Genomic DNA, 1,476 nt, shown 5'->3' on the forward strand with positions numbered 1-1,476 from the left:
TCGTATCTTTGCCGTTTAAGTTAATGCTGTTTGTGTTGGTTGACGGATGGAATTTAATCTTTGGCACCCTTGCCACCAGTTTCGGCATGGGGGTCTAGGAGGCGTTATGTCACCAGAAGTGTTTGTGGAAATTCTGCGGGAATCCATGTTTATGGTTATTCTGCTGGTCTCTGCGGTTATTGTGCCTAGCATGATTGTGGGGTTAATCGTGGCCGTGTTTCAGGCCGCAACCTCCATTAACGAACAAACCATGAGCTTTTTACCGCGTTTGATCGTTACATTGCTGGCGTTAAGTTGGGGCGGCAATTGGTTGGTGGAAAAACTGATGGATTTTACCTTCCATATGGTCGACCAAATCCCTCAGGTGGTGGGCTGATCCCATGCATGTGGATCTAAGCACCATCAACCAGTTTTTAGCGGACTTGCTGCTTCCCTTTATGCGGATAAGCGGCATGTTTGCCGCCATGATTGGACTGAGTGCCAAATCCATCCCGCAAACAGTCAGGGCGCTGCTCGCCATTTTTCTGGCACTGGTTATTATGCCGGTGATCAAGCCGGTGCATATTGATAATCTGGTTGGGGTTGGCGCCTTTTTACTGGTTATTCAGCAATTACTCATTGGCATCGCCATTGGTTTTATCTCTATGATGGTACTCAATACCTTTGTGTTGGCCGGCCAAATTGTTGCCATGCAAACAGGATTGGGCTTTGCGTCCATCGTGGATCCGGTCAATGGCATTAATGTACCGGCAGTGGGTCAGTTTTATTTGATTTTAGCCACCTTGCTGTTTTGGACCATGGACGGCCATTTAGCCATGATCCAAATGATCACCCTAAGTTTTGATGCCTTTCCTGTGGGGGAAGCTTGGTTTACTGCTGAACAGTTCAGAGACATTGCCCATTGGGGCTCCTGGATGTTTGTGTCGGCCATCACCTTGTCGTTAGCCCCCATTGTTTCACTACTTATCGTGAACCTTGCCTTTGGCGTGATGACAAAAGCGGCTCCACAGTTGAATATTTTCAGTATTGGTTTCTCCATTGCCCAGATCATGGGGCTGATTATTATCTGGATCACACTGGATAACTTTACTTCTCATTTTGCCACCCAATGGCAGCGTGCTCAGCAGTTTATGTGTGAATTGCTGCTGATTTGTCCCAGTTAAGGTGAACAAACATGGCTGATGAACAGGAAAAGACAGAAGACCCCACGGGGAAAAAGCTGGATGAGGCGCGAAAAAAGGGTCAGCTCGCCCGTTCAAAAGAGCTGTCCACCACCTTAGTTTTGGTGGTAAGCGGCATCATGTTCCTTGTGGTTGGCGGGACTATCGCCAAAGCCGTTTTCGGTATGATGAAAAGTATGTTTACTATGTCTCGGGATCAAACCTATGACACCACGTACCTGTTTTCCGCGTGGGGATATGCTATTAGCACAGTGGCAGGACCGGTGTTAACTTATATGGTGGTGGCCATGATTGC

At 47.7% G+C, this 1,476-nt stretch carries 3 protein-coding genes and 1 pseudogene; all 4 read left to right on the forward strand.

Translation table 11 applies throughout. The annotated features are described in order from the left end of the window. Window positions 1–98, forward strand: a pseudogene (locus tag V5298_RS20595) (flagellar biosynthetic protein FliP); the annotation flags it as partial. A gap of 8 nt (window positions 99–106) precedes the next feature. Next, on the forward strand, window positions 107–376 hold the full coding sequence (gene fliQ / locus V5298_RS20600) for a flagellar biosynthesis protein FliQ (protein ID WP_216028926.1): 270 nt from the start codon (window positions 107–109) through the stop codon (window positions 374–376). Between the two features lie 4 nt (window positions 377–380). Continuing rightward, window positions 381–1,163, forward strand: coding sequence for a flagellar biosynthetic protein FliR (fliR, locus tag V5298_RS20605; protein WP_332933277.1), 783 nt, complete (start codon window positions 381–383; stop codon window positions 1,161–1,163). Window positions 1,164–1,174: 11 nt separating this feature from the next. Further along, the coding region (locus V5298_RS20610; RefSeq protein WP_332933278.1) for an EscU/YscU/HrcU family type III secretion system export apparatus switch protein at window positions 1,175–1,476 on the forward strand (302 nt) is incomplete at its 3' end.

The sequence above is a fragment of the Alteromonas sp. 14N.309.X.WAT.G.H12 genome (assembly GCF_036697315.1).
Lineage (GTDB): Bacteria > Pseudomonadota > Gammaproteobacteria > Enterobacterales > Alteromonadaceae > Alteromonas.

Excerpts from the sequence above, each read along its gene's own strand:
- fliR (WP_332933277.1), top strand. The coding sequence starts at position 381 with ATGCATGTGGATCTAAGCACCATCAACCAGTTTTTAGCGGACTTGCTG.
- fliQ (WP_216028926.1), top strand. The coding sequence starts at position 107 with ATGTCACCAGAAGTGTTTGTGGAAATTCTGCGGGAATCCATGTTTATG.